We start from the raw sequence: 17,470 nt of genomic DNA on the forward strand, positions 1-17,470 counted from the left end.
GCGCCCCTAAAATCACGCCCGTTACCCGCGGCCTCTGTTGCCCATCCCGTACTCGCTATTGCCGCTGCCGGCTCTTGACCTTCAGCTTCGGCAACCTGTATTGTTCGCCACTGCATTGATGAACCGGTCGCTTTGGAATTCCTAACCTTGAGTACGCACCCCGCCTCACATGAACTCCTGCACGGCATACTGAAGCAGGTTTCCCGTTCGTTTTATCTCACGCTCAATGTGCTGCCGGATGGCGTGCGCGATCAGATGGGCTTGTCATACCTATTTGCGCGTGCGGCCGATACCATTGCCGACACGGACCTGATCGACCGGGGCCAGCGCCTGAAATACCTGGACCAGTTCCGGAATCAATTTACAACGGACGCGATTGACTGGCAGGCTGTGCAAGAGATTCAAGCGGCTCTCGTTCCTCATCAGAAGGATTCGGGGGAAAGCATTCTGCTGCAACGGCTGGAAGATTGTTTCAAAGTGTATGAAAGATTCTCCAGCGACGACCGCCAGCGCATTCAGTGGTTGATGGCAGTGCTGCCGCAGGGCATGGAGATGGATTTGACCCACTTTCACGCCGAATCGAGCGGACAGCTCGCTGCTTTTTCCACACTGGATGAGTTGGACCAATACACTTACTATGTTGCGGGATGTGTTGGCGAATTCTGGACCAGAATGGTCTGCGCGCACCGGCCGGGAATGGAGCGGTGGGATGTCGATGAGATGTCCGCCATCGGCGTCAGGTTCGGCAAAGGACTGCAACTTACCAATATCGTCAAGGATATCGCCCGGGATCTGCGAAATGGGCGATGTTATGTGCCGGAATCGCTGCTAACGGAAGCAGGGTTGAAACCAGCGGATTTACTGATCGAGGCTAATCTGCCCAGATTCAGGCCGGTTCTGGGTCAGCTCATCACTTGCGCCGCGGAACACCTCGACGAAGGCTGGGTGTATACCATGTCGATCCCGGTTTCAGAGATCCGCCAACGCTTGGCTTGCATTTGGCCCATAATATTGGCCGGAGAGACCTTGAAACGCGTCGCCATGGCCGAGGATTTATTGAATCCGGCGGTCAATGTCAAGGTTCCCCGCAACGTCGTATATCGTGTGATGGCGATAACAACTTTAACCTGTGCCAATGCGTTTGTCGCGACCTCTTACTGGAACCATGTCAGGGATCAGATTGGCTGAGCAGCAGCCGGATCCAGGATCCGCTATTATTGCGAGCAAACGCCATACACAAGCGATTAAGTGAAGTAGAAGTCACTCCTGGCAATGTCACAAAACCTGCCTGACACTCTCCCTACCGGTAAAACGGCAATGCAACACCCGACCTCATGTCAACCGTAACACCCACCACCGGATTTGTTTCGGCAGTGGGCCGCTGGCTCGACGCCAATATTCTCGCCCTTGGACGGGAGATGCGTTTGTCGTATCTGCCCCCTTTGATGGTCTATGCCGCGGCTGGCATATCAGGTCTCACAAGCATCGTCGGCACGTTTTACGTCAAGGAGCGGCTGGGCCTTTCCGCCGAGTTTCTGGCCGCGCTCGGGTTCTGGATGATGCTGCCATGGGCGCTGAAGATGCCGCTCGGCCATCTGGTTGACCTGATGTGGCGCTGGAAGAGCCTGCTCGTGTATATGGGCGCGGGTCTGATCACGCTGAGCCTGCTGATCATGATCGGACTTCTTGGGCATCTGGAGGCCATGCGGGCGGTTGCGACCGTGGAAGCGTGGTACGTCACCGCCTCCATGCTCGCCCCGGTGGGCTACGTGCTTCAGGATGTGGTGGCCGATGCGATGACGGTGGAAGCGGTGCCGCGCGTGGATGAGCATGGCCATCCGCTGTTGCTTGAATACCGGAAGTCCATGCACGTCACCATGCAGACCCTGGGCCGCGTTGCCATCATCACCGGCGGCATCCTGGTTTCCATCGTTAACGTTTTCGTCTTGCGCGGCGTCGGCGAACTACCCGAGTTGGAGAAAGCGGCTGCCTATTTATATGTCTACGAACTCGCCTTGATCATTCCGCTTGTTTCGGTATGCGGGGTTATATTTGCTGCCTGGTTACGGCGGCGTGACCTTGGGAGGCTAATGGCGCAAGGTCACAGCCGTGCAGAAAGTGCGGTACTACTCGGCGCAGACATCGTTCCGCCGCCGGTAAACTGGTGGATTCTGGGTGGGGGGCTGGCCTTCACTGCGGTATCACTGAGCATCGGGCTCAGCCGTGTTGCCGGGGGAGAGGAAATTATCTTCGCTGTTTCCATGAGCATCGTATTATTCCTGATGTGGCGATTGACGGGGGAACTGGAACCCGAAGCGCGCAACGTGCTGGTGGGCACCGCCGTTCTTATTTTCGTGTTCCGCGCCATACCGGGACCGGGTGCCGGCTCAACATGGTGGATGATTGACAGCCTCGGTTTCGATCAGGAGTTCCTTGCGGCCTTATCGCTGATTGGCGCGGTTCTGACGCTTTTCGGAATGTTTGTTTTCCGTCGCTTTATGGCCGAACGCTCGATTGCATACATCGTCGGTTTTTTAACCGTGGTGGGGACACTGTTATCGCTACCAACCATTGGGATGTATTTCGGTCTGCATGAATGGACCGCTGCACTGACCGGCGGCGTGGTGGATGCGAGATTTATTGCCGTGATCGATACCGCGCTGGAATCCCCTCTGGGGCAGATCGCGATGATTCCCATGCTGGCCTGGATCGCCAACTCGGCACCAGACCGTCTAAAAGCCACTTTTTTCGCGGTAATGGCCTCCTTCACCAACCTTGCTTTGTCTGCGTCGCAGCTTGCAACCAAGTACATGAATCAAATCTTCATCGTGACCCGGGAAGTGAAGGACCCGGAAACAGGTCAGATCACTGTTCCCGCGGATTACAGCGAGCTCGGCTTGTTGCTGATTTTGGTGACCATAATCGGGTTTGCGCTGCCGCTGCTAGCCATCCTGATCCTGAGACACACCCGCTTCCGCAACGCCTGAACCCGCCCAGTGGGCCCATTACGCTTGACAACATTTCAACCGGGGGACATCATTCGCCCGAAGCCAGCGGCTGGAAAAAGTAAAACGATTATTTCAGTACACGCGGTTTCCTGGCTTCAGCCCACCGGAATTTGCCTGTCCACAATTACGGGGCCGACCCAAACGATGCAACCCCTATCGCAACCCCTACCGCGGCAAGAAGGCCGCGTAACCCTGTTTGCGCTGCTGCTGATTGTTTTTGCGGCCTCGATGTCATACTGGCTATGGCGCGCCCATGCCCAAGTTTCGCTGGAGATCGAGCTTACCTGCCGTATTCCCGGTGCCGATGCATGCGTTTCGGCCAAGGCCCGCTACATGGACAGTTTTTATGCCGCCTGGTTTTCACAGATGTTCCCCTGGATTCTTCCGTTTATCCCAGCCTTTATTTACGTCTTCTTCTTCCGTTGGCTGCGAAGAAATAAACAGCCACCTGTGGCTTAGCCCTGCGCGGGCAAGTATCGCCAGTTGAAAGATCGGATCCCGTCATCACTTGGGTGGGCCCGGACGCTCGCACCCTCGCTAAATCATCCAGAAGCAAACGGCGCGAAAACTAATCGACGGTCCGTATAGCTAACGGAAGCTCTTCCTGCTGCGGGATGCGCTTACTTTCCGCAACCCAGCCCGAAGACAATGAGCTGGCGCGGACACCCAGGAGTCGCAGCCTCCGCTTTAGCGGCACGCGCCGCAGGCACTTCGCAGCCGCGCGCCGAATGGCGGCCGCATCTGCTGTAGGTAAAGGCAACGTAATATCCCTGGTTACCGTTTGGAAGTCCTCATAGCGCAACTTGATGCTGATGGTTCGACTGACGTAACCTTTGCCTTGAAGGTCTTGCGCAACACCAGCGCAAAGTGAGGTGAAAACCTCCGACAAGATGTGGCGATCATAACGCGCGTGAAGGTCGCGCTCGAATGTTGTCTCGCGACTGATCGACTTGGGCTCGGCATTGATAATTACCGGCCGCTCGTCGATCCCGTGTGCGACCTCATGCAACCAGCCGCCATAGCTGCGCCCGAACTGAGCCTGAAGGAAACCGGGGTCGGCCAGCGCCAATTCGGAAATTGTCGTGATGCCCAGCGTAGCGAGCTTCTGGTTTGCCTTGGGGCCGATGCCGTTAATTTTGCTGACAGGTAAAGCCCAGATTCGGTCAGGAATATCCGAAAAGCCGAGGACGGTGAGGCCATTGGGCTTATTAAGATCCGAGCAGATTTTGGCGAGCAATTTGTTAGGGGCGATGCCGATAGAACAGGAAAGTCCCGTGCTCTCCCCTACCGCCTGCTTGATACGCTGTGCAAGCGTGTTGGAATCCTCCGTTAAACTGCTCAGATCGATGTAAATTTCATCGATGCCATGATCTTCGATCAGGGGTGAAATACGCGCGACAGCCGTTTTAAACAGTTGAGAATAATAACGGTAAGCGCCGAAATCGGCTGGAAGCAGAATTGCATCCGGAGCCAATCGCGCAGCCTTCATCAGTCCCATGCCTGATGAAATTCCGAATACGCGGGCTTCGTAGGTTGCCGTCGTCACGACTCCCCGCCCGGCGTAACTTCTCAGCCGCGAAAAACCGGACGTACCATCTTCCAGAGGCATCGGCTGTTTGTCGCTCCGCCCTCCAACCACGACCGGCTGCCCGCGTAACTCGGGATAGCGAAGCAACTCGACCGACGCGTAAAACGCGTCCATATCGAGGTGAGCAACGCGCCGGGGCGACTTCGAATCCATGGCGGCAGAAAAGCGGGACGAGTCTGTAAATACTGGTCAAATGTTGCGCAATGTCAGCAACGGTGGGGTTGAAAGCGCTGACCGCGTCCCCATCAGGCCCGCGATTGTCACACCCGCCACCCCGCCAGCAAAACCAGTCACCCATATCCAGGGATTGAAGGTGTAAGGAAGGTTCAAGGCATATTCGCCGACAACATAGCCGAGGGCTGTGGCGCCCGCCGCGGCGAAAAGCCCCGCCAAGCCGCCCAGTATGGCGAACTCGGCTGCCCAGGTGCGCGCGAGCTGCGTGCGCTTGGCCCCCAAGGTGCGAAATATCGCCGCTTCGTGAATGCGCTCGTCCTGAGTGGAAACAATCGCCGCATACAGCACGGCCACCCCTGCAAGCAAAGTGAACAGAAATACGAATTCCACGGCTTGGGTAACCTGCTCGATCATCTTCTGGACCTGGCTGATAATGGACGCCACGTCGATGACGAGAAGATTGGGAAAGGCTTTGATCAACTGATTGGACAGATCCAGCTGTCCCGGCGGGAGATGGAAACTGGTAATGTAGCTCGCGGGGTAGTTTTCCAACACGCCGGATGGCGTTACGACGAAAAAGTTGACACGAAACGAGTCCCAATTCACCTTACGCAAGCTGATGACTTCGGCAGAGAACGTACTGCCAGCAACGTCGTAAGTCAGGACGTCGCCTATCTTGATTCCAACCGTTTTTGCGATATCCTCCTCCATTGACAGCACCGGTTTCCCCCTATCCCCTTCTTTCCACCACCGGCCTTTGACGATCTGGTTGTCACTCTGCATTTCATCCGCCCATGACAAATTGAATTCGCGCTCCACCAACCGTTTTGCACGAATATCCACGAAATCCTGAGACGCGATGGATTTGTCGTTGATCGCCGTCAGCCGCCCGCGCACCATCGGGAAAACGGGCGGCTGCGCCATTTTGTGACGCTCGAAAAATTCCGCCAGTGGCTGGAGCTGGTCCTGTTGGATATTGACCAGGAAATGGTTGGGTGCGTCCGGCGGGATGCTGGTGCGCCAGTTTTGCAGAAGATCATCCCGAATGAGCGTCAACGCGAGTAGCGCCATCAGCCCCAATCCCAACGCAACTGCCTGTACCACGCTGGCCGTGGCTCGGCGCCTGATGCTTGCCAGGCCATAGCGCCACGGTCCGCCGGTGCGGCCGCGCATGTGGGTAAGCGCGTTAACGAATAGGAACCCGATCAATCCAAAAACTGCTATCGCTGCAATGAAGCCCCCGATGACCGACGCACCTAAACGCATATCACCCGCTTTCCACAGAAAGAGCGCAGATAATGCAGCCAGTCCCAGCACATAACCCGTTACGCTATAGCCGTTGGGCAAGCCAATATCCCGGCGCAGGACCCGCAACGCGGGCACGCTGCGCAAATTGAGCAAGGGCGGAAGCGCAAAACCAAGCAATAGCACCATACCGCTCAGCAGACCGTGTATGGCTGGCCAAACACTGGGCCATGGCAGTTCCGCTTCCACCCATCCTGAAAGCCAGAATGCCAGCACCTGCTGGGCGACGAAGCCGAGCAGGCAGCCCAACCCGCTCGCGATTAATCCCAGCGTAAGGAAATGGTAAAGGTACAGCCGCAACATCGCCGACTGACTCGCGCCCAGACACCGCATAACGGCACAACCGTCCAGATGGCGTTGCGTGAAACGGCGCACAGCAAGCGCTGCCGCAGCTGCCGCCAATACAACGCTCGCAAGGGCAGCCAGACTCAGAAATTTTTCCGCCCGCTCCAATGCCGCTTTGATTTCCGGGCGCGCGTCGCGTATGCCTTCAATGCGCTCTCCTAGCGTCAGACGGGATTGTGCCCAGCTGCGGAATCTTTCCACGACACCCGAGTCGCCGGCAACCAGCAGACGATAGCCAATCCGGCTGCCCTGCTGCACCAGTCCGGTCGCGGGCAGATCGGCGGCGTTTATCAGGAGCCTTGGACGAAGGTTGATGAAGCCAATGGAATAATCGGGCTCCTGCGTTATCAGCGCGGCAACTGTGAGGCTCGCCGCGCCCACTTCAATCTTGTCTCCCCGTTTCAACTCGAGGCGCACCATGAGCTTCTCATCCACCCATGCCGCACCGGTTGACGGAATCGCGTTCGCCGCCCCGGCGGTTTGGACCGAGGCGCCGCCAAAATGCTCAGTAATATGAAGATCGCCCCGCAGCGGGTACCCGTCAGTCACCGCCTTGATCTCGGTCAGGAGACTATTGTCGCCCTTGGCGACCATGCTTGGAAACTTAAGCGCAGTCGAAATGCTCAACCCGCGCCGTTTCGCCTCGGCGGCATAATGCGGCGGAAGCGGATGGTCTGAGAAAATAATCAGGTCTGCGCCCAGCAACTGATTGCCTTGGCGAGAAAGGGCCAGCTGCACTCGATCAGCAAAAAAACCGACCGTGGTCATGCCACCGACGGCAATGACCAGTGCAAATGCCAGCACCCTCAATTCCCCTGCACGCCAATCGCGGCGGAGCATGCGTAACGATAGTTTTAACAGGTTCATGTGTTCGGATCGCCGTATTAATGATGACGCTGGGAATACGCGATACCAGTCTGGAATGAATTCAGCTTAACCGGGCCGATATCTCTTGACCTCTTCAATGCGCGCACGCGAAAACCGCGCACTTGTGAAGACTTGCCCCATTAACCCCGACCGCCTGCTTCGGGTAGCCGTAATGCTGCCATCTCGATGAAAGATTTAACTGCGGGGGAACATGGAATTGCAGCGCGTTCCGCTCTACCCAAAAGCCTTTTTGCGCTCTGACTCAGGAACGCCTCCCCTGTTCCTGCCGCTCAAACTTGGAAAACATCATTGTCCCGGGATAGTGCCTTTTACCCCATTGAACAACGGCGTCCAGTACCGGCGCGAGGTCCTTGCCCTTCTCCGTAAGAAAATATTCGTAGCGAACAGGCTTCTGTTGGTAAGCCCGCCGGATCACCAGTCCCTCGCCTTCCATTTTCTTTAGTCGATCCGCAAGTATGTTTGAAGCAACACGTTCCGGCGAGGATAACAAATCCTGGTAACGGCATTTGCCCAGCATCAAGTCGCGGATGATCAGCAGCGTCCACTTGTCACCAAAAATATCCAGACCATTACTAATGGGACAAACAGAGCGCACCAACCTTTCTTCACGCGACGTTTGAGCGCCCGTGGTGGCTTGCGTGACTGATGTTTGGGGCTTGCTAAGCATGCTTGGCTCCTACTGGAAAAACGCAAAAACGCCTCCTGCCAGGAATTATAATGTAATTTGATGACTTGTATTTTGCAACAGACGGAATTAAGCGGAAGTCCCCTCTTTATCGCAAGCGCAACCCAAGCAAACCAGCCTAAAGAAGCCCACCCCACCCCTGGGCAACCGTTCGCGGCGGCTTTTGTCTACCGCTAATCAGGCCCCGAGTTCATGATTGCGATATCGTGCGGCATAGACCCGAAGAGATTTTCGGCCTCCAAATGAGCGCGATTCACGCGCTGTTCGCCCCCCTTGGGATAAGAAATCTTTCTGAGGAATATCGGCAGACCAGCCCGGGTACGAGCGCGTTCTCTCGTCAGCTGTGGGCTCTAGACGTTACAAGGCCGCCAAAAAGGCGACCAAGTCCGCCTTCTCAAGCTCTGTTAGCCCTATCCCAAAGCGATCGTTATAGAAATCAACCACAGCATTAAGATCGGGGGCGGAGCCATCATGAAAATAAGGTGGTCTGGATGCGACAGAGCGAAGAACCGGCCCCTTGAAACGCCCGACATCTTTCCATTTACCAGTAATCAAGGCGCGGCCGGGATCAGTGGTTTTAATGGTTTCGCCCGTCATGTTGTTCTGAAGGGTATACAAAGGCATATCCGGTGTACGACGTGCCTCATCGGAAATGCCAATATCCAACGCCATGGGCACTGAGTGATTGCCGGAATTGGGGGTGTTATGACAGGTGGTGCATGTACCCGCTATGGTGCTCATGTTCAGTTCATCATTCAAGCCTTTCACATTTGAGATCCGGATAGGCTTGGAATTGAACAGAGCTTGACCCCGCGCGACTGCCCCCCGGGCGCTGTCGCTCCCGGCTGAGTTCTCCAACTCATCCGCCTGGCTCGACACGGCGGAGTTGAAACGATTCCACGCATCATAGAGCGACATCACCTTGGGATTAAAACTCGCACGAGTACGATAATCCCCGGCGACGGTATCATTGATACCAAAGTAATAGCCCTGTTTACTGAGCTGCATGGGACCGCCACGACCCCCATGCGTTATCAGGTTACCGGCCTCCGTGCTGTGAATCTGGGCCGTAAACAAGCCGGATTCAAATGTCATGATCTCGTTGCGCTGCTCCGCCGTAAGCGTTTCCAATGCTTCAGCATGACCCCTGGTTGCGTTATTTGCCTGGGTCGCCAGATCAAATGACACTGAAGCATAGCAAGTCGAAGTCCCGAAAATACAATAACCGGAACCCGGCATGAGTGTTGTCTCGCGTCCGTCCCACATCACGCTGCTTAGAAATTTCAGGTTGGTTGAAGGCAATGGACGACGAAACAATGACAACTCGGTTGCGCTTGCATGACCGTAGGGGTCATCCACTTCAATCAGTTTAAATTCCGCACCAGCGGGTACGCCTATCCCAACGCGCAAGTTCGCCTTGCGCAGCAACATGCTGTAGGCGGTGCGCCGCTCCTCGACGGTGGATACGCTTGCATTAGGAGAATTGGCGCCATCATTCAAGCGAAAGAGCGGGTGCTGGCCCTGACTCTTCTCAAAGCGTGCTTGTACCCCTTTTGGCGTAATCGTCCATCCCTCGGAAGGCTCATGGCACGTACTGCAAGTACGGCCGTTGCTCCCCAGACTTTTGAAAAATGCATTATCAAGATCGATTGCACCTGCAGTATTAAAGCTCGCGTCTATTCCGTGGCTATTGACTGATTTGAGCATGTTCCGCAAGTTCCCCTGATTACTATTACTATCCGCAAATGCGGGCATTGCGAGCACTGCAAACAGAACGAGCCCAAGCGCCGGTTTGACAAAATTCTTATTATGCATCTTTGGTTTTCCTCGGAGTTGTTTTTACGTTGTTCTAAAAGTGGATTCCGGATTCGGCAGATAGATGAGCGGAATGCCAGCTGCAGCATGACGTTGGCCGATGTAGGGACGGATCGGGACCCTCTGTTATCGTGGCAAAAAAATGCCCGCGGATTACTCCGCGGGGCATTTTAGTGGCTATATCACCCTTTGATACTCCCTACCCAATAGTATGAGTACGGTTCAGATGGACATCCAAGCCTGAGTATTAGGCCAGGAAAATATCGCCCGCATCGAGCTCAGGAGCTCCTACCAATTGCGCGAGGGGAGTGGAATCGTGGTAGCCCTTGCTTCCGTTGGCATCGAACGACAGCACGCCTGTTGTTTCGTTGTAGACGAAGTAATCGTCTTTGTCCTCGGCTTTGCCCCACTTGTTGCTGGCAAAATTGTCGTCATCAAGCTCGCCCTTTTCTAGATCGTTCTTGTAACCCTTGATGGCTTCGTTGACGTCTCTGAGGCTGAATACGAGCGTGTCCTCGCCCGATTCGAAGCCAAGGATCTTGTCGAAGCCGTTGGACCATTTGGATACACCGCTGAACACGATAGCGTCCTCGCCTTTGCCGCCGTCGATCTTGTCGTTACCACGGCCGCCTACCAGCAAATCGTCGCCCTTGCCGCCATAAAGCGTGTCGTCCCCATCGTTGCCGAAGAGCTTGTCGTTACCCTTGCGGCCGTCGAGATAGTCGTTGCCCTTGCCACCAATGAGCGTGTCGTTGCCTTTGGTGCCAACTATGTACTTGCCATAGTGACTCTGGTTGTGATCGGCATAGCTGTCATGGTCTTCCCGTTCGCCATAATCCTTCCCGTTCTGGTCCTTGTAATGATCCTTCTTGTCGTCGTCGTCCTTCTTGTGGTCGTCGTCCTTCTTGTGGTCATCGTCCTTCTTGGCGTGCTTGTCGTGCTTCTTGTCGTCGTCGTCCTTCTTGTGGTCATCGTCCTTCTTGTGGTCATCGTCCTTCTTGGCGTGCTTGTCGTCCTTCTTGTCGTCGTGCTTCTTGTCGTCGTCGTCTTTCCGATGATCATCCTTCTTCTTGTCGTCATCGTCCTTCTTGGCGTGCTTGTCGTCCTTCTTGTCGTCGTGCTTCTTGTCGTCGTCGTCTTTCCGATGATCATCCTTCTTCTTGTCGTCATCGTCCTTCTTGGCGTGCTTGTCGTCCTTCTTGTCGTCGTGCTTCTTGTCGTCGTCGTCTTTCCGATGATCATCCTTCTTCTTGTCGTCATCGTCCTTCTTGGCGTGCTTGTCGTCCTTCTTGTCGTCGTGCTTGTTGTCCTTGTCGTCGTGTTTGTTGTCCTTCTTATCGTCTTTATGTTCTTCCTTCTTGGCGTTCTTGTCGTCTTTCTTGTATTCGTCCTTATGATCGTCCTTATGATCGTCGTTCTTGCGACCGAGCACTGCTCCGGCATCTAAAGTAATAGTCATATGAATCTCTCCTGAGAGTGAGTTTAAATAAAGATGTGGTTAGTAACTGTTAGCGAATATTAGGTTCGGCTAGAACCTAATCGCAGGCACACTAGTATTTATTGTTCGGAATTAGATTGCTCCCTCTCGATCAACCTAGAAACATTCCGTTTTCCTTTGCACGCTGCGTGTTAGTGGGTTAGCAGTTACCATGCCAATTGCCCTATGTCGTTATATTTACTTAAGGTTATTTTTAGGCATTCGTTACCCGATGGCCCCAGCTGGATATCGCCGTCGTCAGCAAGCACGACAACAAAGCTGTTGAGCAAGAGACCGTTTGGCACCAAGCCGTTGAAATTAAAATAAAACCTTGAGTGTCGCCGCAGAGCGACACCAGGAATGACTAGTTGCCTATTCTGGGGGGGTGGCGTCGCGGGGGAGGGAGTCGCCCTTTGTCGTTAAAAAACGACAAAGGGAATTGAGTTAGGATTTAAAGAAGCTGCTTTTGCCAGCCGAATGGCATGTCAATGTGAGCGCCCTTTGGTCGAACTGCTGAGACTCGCATGGGTTAGACCCACCCATTGCGCATCAGCGAACGGCTCGGATCGAGCATGGTAGTGAGGGTGAATCACCACCTCACGCTATAGCGCCCCGGCAGGCACCTCTTACGCTTAGTCGTCGGAAAGGGCTTCCATTTCCAAATGCGCCTCTCGGCGCAAATAACCTCGCCAGCCACCATACCGGCTGATATCTTCCGCCTGGGCAATTGCGTAATGCTCGCACAGGAATCCCTGCACATTTTCCCCGCTTCCCAGCGTGATGGTACCGATACCGAGCGGGACCGGAATGCGGGCTACGAGGCTCCCGAACTCGTTTTCCGGCATCTCCCACACTTCGACATCGATTGCAGTCCCTTGCTCACTGGTTTCCACATGCACCAACCCGGGGCGATGGGGCGGCCCGCCAGGTAGGGCGTAGAGTTTGTAGTCAGAAGAGGTGGTGGTTGTGGCTACCCATCGTCCACCATGGCCCGTCAATTCGCCATTCAACGGCAGGCCGGACATATGCGCCCCGCAAACAACTACCTTTATCCAGCCCGGTTGCCGGCTCTCCCCCGATGCCGAAGATGAAATGCCTGTTAGATACCGTTCCGGCAAAACGCCTGTTATCAGGGGCATTGCGGTGGCTCCAAGAGGAAGCGCATAAGTTTGCTGCAAGCGTTCTGCAAGATGTAACAGCAGCGTGTCGCGGTGGGCTTGCGCCACCAATGTTGTGCCAAAGGGCAGCCCATCGTTTTGAAATCCAGCCGGCACCGCCACTGCAGCATAATCGAGAAGGTTGACAAAATTAGTGTAGTAGCCCAGATTCGAATTGAGGCGCACGGGATCCCGCTGCATGGCCTGGATGGTATAAATCGTTCCCGCAGTGGGCGTCAGCAGACAATCGACTTGCGTCCATACCCGGTCAGTTTCGCGCTTGAGCCTGCGCAGCTCGTATGCACCCTTGTAGGCATCCGCGGCGGAATAACCCCTGGCGCCTTCGATGATCTCACGCACAGGTGTGATCACCTGGTCGCTGTGCAGCTCAAAAAAATCCTTGATTGCCGCGTACCGTTCGGCTACCCGCGGGCCTTCATACAGCAGGCGCGCAGTTTCGAGAAACGGGGCGAAGTCTATCTCGGCAGGCGTGCCGCCCAACGCCTCCATGCTTGCCACCGCCCGGTCGAACAGCCGTGCAGTATCCTGATTGCCAAAGAATTGCAGCTGATGTCGGCGAGGCACCCCAAAGCGGAAGCGGCCATCGCCGCCACTGACGCTGAAATCGACAACATGCTCCTCTCTCCGCCGAGAATAAATATCCTCTTCATCATACCCGGCCGCCACTTCAAGTATGCGCTTCGCATCGGTGGCGGTGAAGGCGAAGATGGAAACACAATCGAGCGAACGGCAAGCCGGCACCACACCTCTGGTGGATAGCCAACCCTTGGTCGGCTTATACCCGACCAGATTATTGAACGCCGCAGGGACTCTGCCAGAACCAGCGGTATCGGTTCCGAGACTGAAGCATACCGTTCCTTTTGCCAGCGCCACTGCCGAGCCGGAGCTCGAACCGCCGGAAATATAATCCGGGTTCAGCGCATTGTGGCAAGCGCCGTACGGCGACCTTGTACCATTCAGGCCAGTGGCGAATTGATCGAGATTGGTCTTTCCAATGGGAATTGCCCCGGCATCGATCAATCTCTGTACCACCACCGCGGTCTTGCAAGGCGTGTAGGCGTAAGCGGGGCACGCAGCTGTGGTCGGGACGCCTGCCAGATCAATATTATCCTTGATCGCGAAGGGAATGCCGTACAACGGCAGCGCGGCCATGTCGGCTACCCTCGCCTCCACCTCCCGCGCATACTCGCGCAACACCTCCAGTGGCCGTACGTATATCCAGGCGTTACTGTCATCGTTGCTGACGAGCGTGTGCACCCTCTCCACCACCTGGCTGGGTGTCAGTTCGCCGCTCGCATAGCGCCGCAAGAGGGTCTCGATATCGCCCGGACAAACCAACGGGAAAAGCTCATCCATGCTCATTCTTCCTCAACGATAAGGAGCATCTGTCCGGCCGAGACGTGTGCGCCTTCCTTGCAGAACAATTGATCTACCGTACCGCCGACGGGAGCGTCCACCGCGAATTCCATCTTCATGGACTCGACCACCAGCATCGTATCGCCGGCTTTCACGCGGTCCCCTTTCTGCACCAGGAGTTTCCATATTGTGCCGGTCACATGCGCGGTAACGGCATGCGCGCCGTGGGGGAGATCCAGTTCGCTTTGTGTATCTGCTTCCTCCACCGTGATTTCGCTGACGTATTCCGCCTTCCCTTCGGCTTTCCAACGTTCGCGTTCGGCTTCGAACGCAGCTTGCTGAGTCGATTTAAAGGCGCTGATAGAGGGCGCGTTCTGTTCGAGGAACGCATTATATTGTTTCAAACTGAAGGTGGTATCTTCGACGCGAAGCTTGAAGCTGCCAGTAATAAAGTCTCTGCGCAGCTTGAGCAGTTCGCTCTCGCTCACCGGATAGAAACGGATCTGATCGAAGAAACGCAGTAACCAGGGCTTCCCATCGACGAAATCGGCGGTCTGGCGATACCTATTCCACATCTGCACGGTACGTCCAACGAATTGATAACCGCCGGGGCCTTCCATGCCGTAGACGCAGAGATAAGCCCCGCCTATGCCCACCGCGTTCTCCGGCGTCCATGTCCGCGCCGGGTTGTACTTGGTGGTCACGAGGCGATGGCGCGGGTCCACCGGCGTTGCCACGGGCGCACCAAGGTAGACGTCGCCCAGTCCCAGGACCAGGTAACTTGCCTCGAAGACGATGTGCTGCACCTCTTCGATACTGCCCAACCCGTTTATCCGGCGGATGAACTCGATATTGCTCGGGCACCACGGCGCATCGTTGCGTACCGATTGCATATATTTCTCGATCGCCAAACGGGTCGCCCCATCATCCCAGGACAACGGGAGATGCACGATACGCGACGGGACTTCGATGTGTTCCACATCCGGCAATTCCTTTTCCGCCGCCAATAAGATATCCAGCAGCTGGTTGCGGGGTAGCAGGCTTGAGTCAAAGTGGATTTGCAGCGAGCGGATGCCCGGCGTCAGGTCCAGGATACCGCTGAGTGTTTCGGTGTTCACCAAATGTTGCAGCGATTGCATCAGCGCGTGCGCGCGAAAGCGCAAATTCAGGTCGAGCTCCAGCGGCCCATACTCGACCAGCAGATTCTTGTCGCCCGCCTGCCGGTATATCACCTGTACCTGCCCCCTGCTTTGCGGAGTAAAGTGCAGGACCGGCGTGCCGGAGGCGGCTAACGCTGACTTGGGCGCAGGCGCTGCAGCATCCGCTGATTTAAGATCCCGGATCATCCTCTCCTGCCGTTTCTCCTCGACGAGCGCCTGCTCTACCGATACCGGGCGGAATCGAACGCTATCGCCCGGCTTGAGCTGCCCCATCTTCCATAGCTCCGCTTGAATGATCGTAACCGGGCAAACGAAACCGCCGAGGCTGGGGCCATCCGGCCCGAGAATCACCGGCATGTCGCCGGTGAAATCCACAGTGCCAATAGCATATGCATTGTCATGTATATTCGACGGATGCAACCCCGCCTCGCCGCCGTCGCTCCGTGACCACTGCGGTTTCGGACCGATCAGGCGCACGCCGCTGCGGCTGGAGTTGTAATGCACTTGCCAGTCGACAGTGAAAAAAGTTTGTATATCTTCATGGGTAAAAAAATCAGGGGCCCCATGTGGACCATACAGCACGTCGATCTCCCACCTGCCGCTGTAATGGGGAATGAGTTCATGCGGCAGCGCAAGCGGAGCATGCGCAACGGGAAGCGACTCCGCTTCGACAATATGCAGCACGTCCCCAGTCAGAAGCGCTCGCCCCCCATGCCCCCCAAACTGACCAAGGGTGAAAGTGGACTTGCTGCCGAGATAATCTGGAACTTTGAAACCGCCTTGCACCGCCAGGTAAGAGCGACAACCGTGATTTGCGATTTTTCCAAGCTGAACCACCGCGCCAGCCTTGACGACGTGGGCTCGCCATTGCGCGAGGGGCTCGCCATCCAGACGCGCATCGAAGGGCGCGCCGCATATCGCAATGATGCTGTCGCAATTGAAGCGCAAGGTCGGCCCGACAAGGGTGATCTCGAGTCCAGCCTTGACTTCGTCATTATCGACCAGTCGATTCGCCAGACGGAATGCGAAGCCATCCATGGGCCCGGATGGCGGCACCCCTATGCTCCAGTAGCCGGTCCGCCCCGGGTAATCCTGTATGGTGGTTTGCACGCCGGGGCTGAGCACATCGATAGTATTGGCGCGGTAATGAAAGCCGTTCAGGAAGCTCGTAGTGTGGCGTCCGTCGCGGAATGCCGAGCTGCGAAGGATCTGCTTGAGATAATCCAGATTGGTTTCGACGCCATCAAGCACGGTTTCATCCAGCGCGGCATACAGCCGGACCATCGCTTCCTCCCGATCTGGCGCATGTACGATGATTTTCGCCAGCATTGGATCGTAAAAAGGGGAAACCTCGACCCCTCGTTCCACCCAGGTCTCGATACGCGCTTCGGCTGGGCTTGGAAATGAAGCTCCCGTAAGTGCGCCACAGGAAGGCTGAAATTCCCTGGCTGGGTTTTCCGCATAAACACGCGCCTGTATCGAGGCACCCCGGGGTTCGACCTTGAATGAATCCAAGGAGGGCAAGTCTCCTGCGGCTTGCAGGACCATCCATTCCACCAGATCGATCCCGGTCACTTCTTCGGTAACACCGTGTTCGACCTGCAGGCGCGTATTCACCTCCAGAAAGTAGAAATCACTCGTGGATACGTCAAGAATGAATTCCACCGTGCCGGCGGATTGATAGTTCACCGACTGACCCAAACGCGTCGCGGCATCCAGCAGCGCCTGGCGCACGCGCGACGGCAAGTTCGGCGCTGGCGTTTCTTCGATGACCTTCTGATTGCGCCGCTGCATGGAGCAGTCGCGCTCCCCCAGCGCAATTACCCCGCCCTTACCGTCACCAAAAATCTGTACTTCGATATGACGGGCATTGGCGATATATTTTTCCAGGAACAAACCCGCGTCGCTGAAATTGTTCCGGGCAAGATATTTCACCGATTCGTAAGCACCATTCAAGTCATCCCTGTTCCAGCACAGCCGCATGCCGATACCGCCGCCGCCGGCGGTGCTTTTCAGCATCACTGGATAACCAATATGCGCTGCCTGTCGGACCGCCTCCTCCACATCCGCAAGCAGCCCGGTGCCCGGCAGTAGCGGCAAGCCATTCTGCAGAGCCAGCTCGCGCGCCGTATGCTTCAGCCCGAAATCACGCATCTGTTTCGGGGTAGGGCCAATAAAACAGATACCGTGCGCAACGCACTGTTCGGCAAAATCCGCCTTCTCGCTCAGGAAACCGTAACCCGGATGTATTGCTTGCACCCGCGCGCGCTGGGCAATCTCGAGTATCTTATCGGTCCGCAGATAGCTTTCCGCAGCGACTCCGCTACCGATGCAATATGCTTCGTCGGCTTCCAACGCGTGCCGCGACAGCGCGTCGGCATCTGTATACACCGCCACACCCTTTACTCCCATGCGCCGCAGCGTGCGCATGATACGGCAAGCAATAGCGCCACGATTGGCAATCAAAACTTTCTCGAACATATATTATTCC

Annotated in this window: 10 protein-coding genes; 3 read left to right on the forward strand and 7 right to left on the reverse strand. The window is 55.9% G+C overall.

The features are described 5' to 3' along the window. The first annotated feature begins 147 nt into the window (after nt 1-147). The 3 genes from BM022_RS06720 (at nt 148) to BM022_RS06730 (ending at nt 3,467) form a co-directional block, all read left to right on the forward strand. Nucleotides 148-1,188: a phytoene/squalene synthase family protein gene (locus BM022_RS06720; RefSeq protein ID WP_091137934.1), complete on the forward strand. Its 1,041-nt coding sequence runs from the start codon at nt 148-150 to the stop codon at nt 1,186-1,188. A gap of 146 nt (nt 1,189-1,334) precedes the next feature. Beyond that, nucleotides 1,335-2,987, forward strand: coding sequence for an MFS transporter (locus BM022_RS06725; protein ID WP_091137935.1), 1,653 nt, complete (start codon nt 1,335-1,337; stop codon nt 2,985-2,987). Nucleotides 2,988-3,152: 165 nt separating this feature from the next. Then, on the forward strand, nt 3,153-3,467 hold the full coding sequence (locus BM022_RS06730) for a hypothetical protein (protein WP_091137936.1): 315 nt from the start codon (nt 3,153-3,155) through the stop codon (nt 3,465-3,467). A 109-nt stretch (nt 3,468-3,576) separates the two neighbouring features. On the opposite strand, the gene dinB is transcribed toward BM022_RS06730, so the two are convergent. The 7 genes from dinB to uca all read right to left on the reverse strand — a co-directional run bounded on the left by dinB (nt 3,577) and on the right by uca (nt 17,460). Continuing rightward, nucleotides 3,577-4,749, reverse strand: coding sequence for a DNA polymerase IV (dinB, locus tag BM022_RS06735; protein ID WP_091137938.1), 1,173 nt, complete (start codon nt 4,747-4,749; stop codon nt 3,577-3,579). Between the two features lie 36 nt (nt 4,750-4,785). Beyond that, nucleotides 4,786-7,287: an ABC transporter permease gene (locus BM022_RS06740; protein WP_091137939.1), complete on the reverse strand. Its 2,502-nt coding sequence runs from the start codon at nt 7,285-7,287 to the stop codon at nt 4,786-4,788. 262 nt (nt 7,288-7,549) lie between these two features. Continuing rightward, complete coding sequence (locus BM022_RS06745) at nt 7,550-7,975, reverse strand: winged helix-turn-helix transcriptional regulator (protein WP_091137941.1); 426 nt, start codon at nt 7,973-7,975, stop codon at nt 7,550-7,552. A gap of 375 nt (nt 7,976-8,350) precedes the next feature. Next, nucleotides 8,351-9,808, reverse strand: coding sequence for a hypothetical protein (locus BM022_RS06750; protein WP_091137942.1), 1,458 nt, complete (start codon nt 9,806-9,808; stop codon nt 8,351-8,353). Between the two features lie 247 nt (nt 9,809-10,055). Continuing rightward, nucleotides 10,056-11,267 (reverse strand): calcium-binding protein, encoded by a 1,212-nt coding sequence (locus tag BM022_RS16265; RefSeq protein WP_091137944.1) that lies wholly within the window; start codon nt 11,265-11,267, stop codon nt 10,056-10,058. A 650-nt stretch (nt 11,268-11,917) separates the two neighbouring features. Continuing rightward, on the reverse strand, nt 11,918-13,819 hold the full coding sequence (gene atzF / locus BM022_RS06760) for an allophanate hydrolase (protein ID WP_091137945.1): 1,902 nt from the start codon (nt 13,817-13,819) through the stop codon (nt 11,918-11,920). Between the two features lie 2 nt (nt 13,820-13,821). After that, the gene (uca, locus tag BM022_RS06765) at nt 13,822-17,460 is read right to left on the reverse strand and encodes an urea carboxylase (RefSeq protein WP_091137947.1); all 3,639 of its coding nucleotides are present in this window, start codon (nt 17,458-17,460) and stop codon (nt 13,822-13,824) included. Nucleotides 17,461-17,470: the final 10 nt, after the last annotated feature.

The sequence above is a fragment of the Nitrosospira sp. Nsp14 genome (genome assembly GCF_900113575.1).
GTDB lineage: Bacteria > Pseudomonadota > Gammaproteobacteria > Burkholderiales > Nitrosomonadaceae > Nitrosospira.

Bases quoted from the DNA above. Each gene is read 5' to 3' on its own strand.
- BM022_RS06740 (WP_091137939.1), bottom strand. From the start codon at position 7,287: ATGAACCTGTTAAAACTATCGTTACGCATGCTCCGCCGCGATTGGCGT.
- atzF (WP_091137945.1), bottom strand. From the start codon at position 13,819: ATGGATGAGCTTTTCCCGTTGGTTTGTCCGGGCGATATCGAGACCCTC.
- BM022_RS16265 (WP_091137944.1), bottom strand. From the start codon at position 11,267: ATGACTATTACTTTAGATGCCGGAGCAGTGCTCGGTCGCAAGAACGAC.
- uca (WP_091137947.1), bottom strand. From the start codon at position 17,460: ATGTTCGAGAAAGTTTTGATTGCCAATCGTGGCGCTATTGCTTGCCGT.
- BM022_RS06725 (WP_091137935.1), top strand. From the start codon at position 1,335: ATGTCAACCGTAACACCCACCACCGGATTTGTTTCGGCAGTGGGCCGC.
- BM022_RS06745 (WP_091137941.1), bottom strand. From the start codon at position 7,975: ATGCTTAGCAAGCCCCAAACATCAGTCACGCAAGCCACCACGGGCGCT.
- BM022_RS06750 (WP_091137942.1), bottom strand. From the start codon at position 9,808: ATGCATAATAAGAATTTTGTCAAACCGGCGCTTGGGCTCGTTCTGTTT.
- dinB (WP_091137938.1), bottom strand. From the start codon at position 4,749: ATGGATTCGAAGTCGCCCCGGCGCGTTGCTCACCTCGATATGGACGCG.
- BM022_RS06730 (WP_091137936.1), top strand. From the start codon at position 3,153: ATGCAACCCCTATCGCAACCCCTACCGCGGCAAGAAGGCCGCGTAACC.